Raw genomic sequence first — 4,275 nt, forward strand, 5'->3', positions numbered from 1 at the left:
TTTACATTATCTACAGCTTTACATAATCATTTTAATGTATAGCTATACATTAAAATGAAAAATCCGTCTTTACATTAATATACCTGCTATTAGATAGCTCTATCGGTTTTACTTGTTTTGCAAGATTAGTTTTCTTCGGCATTCTGTCGCTTAAACCTTCCATTTACTCCGCTTACAATGCCAACAATGAACACCATACACAAGCAAATAAAAAGTCGTTTTATAAAAAATTAGTTGCCGCTAAAGTATACAGTTCCAACCATAAAAACACCAATTCCAAAACAAATTTATCCGTTTTAAACATTTGAAAATCAATTAAATATATTGAAAAACAACACCAAATTCTGAGCCCAAAATCCACACACCAATAACACCCCAATCACCACCCTCCCCGGTCCCCACCACCTCCAGTCTGCGCCCAAGAAAAATAGGATTTCATGATGGAGCCTCAGAATCTGTAAGATTCAGCGACATCAGAAATCCTATTTTTCACAAAGCGAAGACTTCAAATAAACCCACCTCTTTCCTACTCTCCTAACCACCCACTTCCCCTCCCTCTTCCTCCTGTAAAAAGTCCTCTCCTCAATAAAAAGAAACTCCATAGCCTGCTGCGCCGTCAACCATTCATCCTCCTGAACAGCAGGCCCCTCAAACTCCCGGATAGCCAGTTTAATCTCCACCAAAGTCAATAAAATCTCCTGCAAAACAGGTAATACGTCACCATGCATACAATTAAACACTATACCGGTCTGCACCCAAGAAAAATATGTTTTCATGATCAAGCCTCAGAGCCTGTAAGGCTCAGCGCGATCAGAAAACATATTTTTCACAACAAGAGAGGTTACTGCTTACTCACCACACCAGGCCCATAAGCCACCTCAGCATCACTAGTAAAACCTTGGTCGTTGATGTAATCCTGCAATGTAGGATACACAGAACTATCAAAAACAACCTTACAAGGCACAGAACCAGCAGCCCCACAACTCGGCGTAGAACCTGTAGCCTGCGTCCAGTTCGACGCATTCCTCGCACCAGTAGACGTACCCAAATTGTACGTATAAGCAATTAAACCCGCCTTTTGAACAGACGATGCTTTAGAGAAAGCAAAAGCCGCGGTCAATCCGCCAGCACACAGCACGACCATTAAAGCCGCTTTGAACGATTTTTTCATAAACGTTTTTTTAAATGAATAAATGGATGATTTATATATTCTATTCTGCGTTACGTACCGCGGCGAATATTCAGAAAGAAACAAGCAGGTACCAGAACCACTGGCACCCGCAGGTATTAACCGACAACACCCAAGCCAGGGCTAACCAGGCCAAGAAAGGCTGCAGTGTTTACTTTAATTCGAAATGTAAAAAGGTAACCGAGATGCGTAATGTTCATAATAAAGTGCTTTAATTTGATATACCTAAAGATAGCCACTCAGAAAAAGAAAATCTGTCCAGAATTAGACATATATCCGGTTATTATCCTCAAGGAAGCAAACCTCTGCGTATCAAATCATTACGCAAAGCACTCAAATTGGATCTGCTCATAAGCAAGTAATTAGCAATATCATCATCCCCTATAATTCTGCTATACAACAATCCAGGATAAATTTTATAGAAGTAGAGCACACTTTTCTGGCCGCCAGCACTAATGATCTTATTACGTTCTAACTCCTTCTCTTCAAAAGACCGAATCGTTTTCAAAGTAAGCTGTGCAACACTAGGAATTTCTTTCTGCAAATGTTCCATTTGTGCTTCGGTGATCGATAAAAGGTAGGTATCTTTAAAAACCTTAATAGAATATTTAGATTTTAAGCCCGTTAAAAAGCTATTGGCAGAAACAATTTCATCAGGCCCACAAATCCGGAGCACATACTTAACACCGTTTTCTATATAATAGATGAGCATATAACCCGTAGAAATAAAATACGATTCATCGATCCGAGTACCCTGTTCATGAAGATCGTGTGTCTCTGCACAGAATTTTGGTTTCATTATCCCACGCAGAAAGACTTCGGCTCTGTGTTCTAAAAGGTCAATGGACTTGAGTAGGTTGATGAGCCTGTCCAATGCAGGTTTACTCATTTCCGCGTCTTTCAGTTTCTTTTTTTTGATTTTTTGTTTCTTATTGAGCGTCATAATAGATGGTGTTTTTTTGTTTAATCGTTTGGATATTCGGTTACACTGAGTTCTGCCTTCCCATTTTTATACAGCAGCATCAGGTTTTCAATGCTGATCTTTTTGATGTCCTCCGGGTATTGCAGGTTAAAAGCTTCAACGAATCTAAGAGGCGAATTAAAAGCACTTCTCAGCTGAAGCCGCACCTCATTTTCCTCATGATTGCGAAGCATCACACTTACTTCAATAAGTTGATCCCCATGAAGCGCAGCTTCAACACCCTCTTTGCTGGTGATGAGGTTAGAATGGATCCAGAAGTACTGGACCAGGTCACTAGTTTTGATCATAAAATTTATAATTGGCTAGATATTTAATAATTCTTGGCAAAAATTTGATTGAATACGAGGTTAAAAAAGGGGTATCAGCCCCCTAGTCCCTTTCGGTAAACCTTAGCAGTTTGGCCATTTCTCTGTTTAAACCACCTGCTGAAATACGGTAAATCACTAAACCCCAGCAACTCCGAAATCTCCTTGACCGTATGCTTCGTATACTGCAGCAAATACAAAGCCTCCCGGTAAATCCTGTCCTGCAGCAACTCATACACAGACCTGCCTAAATAAGCCTTCGCAAATCTGTTCAAAGCATGAATGCTGGTATCCATTTTAACTGCATACACAGAAATATCCCGGTTGTACCTGAAATCCAGTTCAATCAAAGACTGCAACACCTTTAATCGCTTAAAGGCCGGAGGCCAGTAGTCTAAATCGAATAGCCTAAAGCGCTCTGTATAAGTATTCGTTTCCTGCAACATCCTTTTACTTTTTATTCGGCACCCAGGTACAAGTCACATCAAGCAGTTTGTTTTCTATTGCATAGATCAGGATGCTCACCGTGGTTTCTTCATCTAAGTTTAAAGCCACTGCAACCTCTGGAAGCGTAAAGGATTTCCCTTCTACATGCTCCAGGAAAGCTTTGACCAATTCTTCGGGGATAAAATTCTCTTTCATAAACTGTGTTTTAAAATTCGACGATACACCAGATTCAGTTCCAGGAAGATGTCTTCCAGCCCTTGGTAAACAATGAGATGAAAGATGCGAAGTAAACCAGTCCTGATTTCCATCAGGATAGATTGACGTAGATCCAAAGTTAGGCCTGGATGGCATGGATCTATACCATATTTCTTAAGGATCCCTGAGCTTCTGGATACTAATAAAAAAAGAAACTTTTTAATGACCGACCTTTTATGCTCCAGATCTCCTTTCTGAGATAAGATCAGCTCAAAAAGAAAAGTCGATAAGCTTTGGTAGGCTTTTTCAGCTCTGAAATGCATAGACTCTGGAATATCAATGGCACTATCTGCCAGGATATCCAGAAGCTGAACATATAGGTTTATACAGGGTCTTAGTCCTTGTTTTGACATCTTGGTAGAGGTTAAATTAGGAGATTGATGTTTTTTTCATAGGTAGATGTATTTAGGACGAATCAATAATTATTTGCCCGAATAACAGTCTCCGCACCTACTCCACCAGCAAACACCAGCGTAATATTCCTAAACCTTGGCATATCATAACCAGGTACAGTAAACGAAGTAATCAAATCACCCGTAGCCGCATTTTTAAATTCAAAAACCTTATCTCCCTCTGCAGCTACCGAAGAAACATCTTTAAAAGTCGATATCGCTTTATAAGCAAGACTGCTCACAAAAGAACCATTAGTACTGCCTTGCACATTCACACTAATCGGAATACTACCAGTTACCAGATTAATTACCCTCGCGCCAAATACATCAGCCGTATGAGAAGGGATGTTTTCCTCTTTCAAAAACACAGATTCCACCGCAGCCGGAGTTCCGGTTAAGAACAAAGAATATACCCCACCGTTTACAAAATCCTTGGTTTGGTTGTAATACACCGGATTAGGAGCAACAGTTGAGGACAATTTCAATGCCTGACTTCCAGTTAAAATACCATAAGCGGTATAGCCGTTATTAGGAACAGTTGCAACGTTAGTTCCAAACTGCAATTCACTGCCACCAACCACCGCATTGGTGATCTGAATACTCGCTAACGGAGTCAGTTTAACATCCTGCTTTTTGCAGGAACTTAGTATCATCGCACACAAGGCGAGGCATACTGTAATAAGTTTTAATTTCATATTCATCAGT

General features: G+C 40.1%; 9 protein-coding genes. 1 reads left to right on the forward strand and 8 read right to left on the reverse strand.

What is annotated here, in order from left to right:
* Positions 1-482: 482 nt before the first annotated feature.
* Both VNZ46_RS02070 and VNZ46_RS02075 read right to left on the reverse strand, forming a co-directional pair.
* A complete protein-coding gene (locus tag VNZ46_RS02070) occupies positions 483-776 on the reverse strand; it encodes a hypothetical protein (protein WP_325558412.1) in 294 nt (97 codons plus the stop codon).
* 65 nt (positions 777-841) lie between these two features.
* Entirely contained in the window at positions 842-1,171 is a 330-nt protein-coding gene (locus tag VNZ46_RS02075) for a hypothetical protein (RefSeq protein ID WP_325558413.1), read from the reverse strand.
* A gap of 14 nt (positions 1,172-1,185) precedes the next feature.
* Between VNZ46_RS02075 and VNZ46_RS02080 the strand changes: the two genes are divergently transcribed.
* Positions 1,186-1,404 carry a hypothetical protein gene (locus tag VNZ46_RS02080; RefSeq protein WP_325558414.1) on the forward strand — a complete coding sequence of 73 codons (219 nt, stop codon included), beginning with the start codon at positions 1,186-1,188 and terminating at the stop codon, positions 1,402-1,404.
* A gap of 74 nt (positions 1,405-1,478) precedes the next feature.
* Here the strand turns inward: VNZ46_RS02080 and VNZ46_RS02085 are convergent, their stop codons facing one another.
* The 6 genes from VNZ46_RS02085 to VNZ46_RS02110 form a co-directional block, all read right to left on the reverse strand.
* Positions 1,479-2,132, reverse strand: a complete 654-nt coding sequence (locus VNZ46_RS02085) for a Crp/Fnr family transcriptional regulator (RefSeq protein WP_325558415.1) — start codon at positions 2,130-2,132, stop codon at positions 1,479-1,481.
* A gap of 20 nt (positions 2,133-2,152) precedes the next feature.
* Entirely contained in the window at positions 2,153-2,458 is a 306-nt protein-coding gene (locus VNZ46_RS02090) for a hypothetical protein (protein WP_325558416.1), read from the reverse strand.
* 74 nt (positions 2,459-2,532) lie between these two features.
* Positions 2,533-2,922, reverse strand: a complete 390-nt coding sequence (locus VNZ46_RS02095) for a helix-turn-helix transcriptional regulator (RefSeq protein ID WP_325558417.1) — start codon at positions 2,920-2,922, stop codon at positions 2,533-2,535.
* Between the two features lie 4 nt (positions 2,923-2,926).
* A complete protein-coding gene (locus VNZ46_RS02100; RefSeq protein WP_325558418.1) occupies positions 2,927-3,118 on the reverse strand; it encodes a hypothetical protein in 192 nt (63 codons plus the stop codon).
* Positions 3,115-3,531, reverse strand: coding sequence for a hypothetical protein (locus VNZ46_RS02105; protein WP_325558419.1), 417 nt, complete (start codon positions 3,529-3,531; stop codon positions 3,115-3,117). The genes VNZ46_RS02100 and VNZ46_RS02105 overlap by 4 nt, the downstream gene beginning before the upstream one ends.
* Before the next feature lie 62 nt (positions 3,532-3,593).
* On the reverse strand, positions 3,594-4,275 hold a 682-nt coding region (locus VNZ46_RS02110), incomplete at its 5' end, for a hypothetical protein (RefSeq protein ID WP_325558420.1).

It is taken from the genome of Pedobacter sp. (genome assembly GCF_035566355.1).
Classification (GTDB): Bacteria; Bacteroidota; Bacteroidia; order Sphingobacteriales; family Sphingobacteriaceae; genus Pedobacter.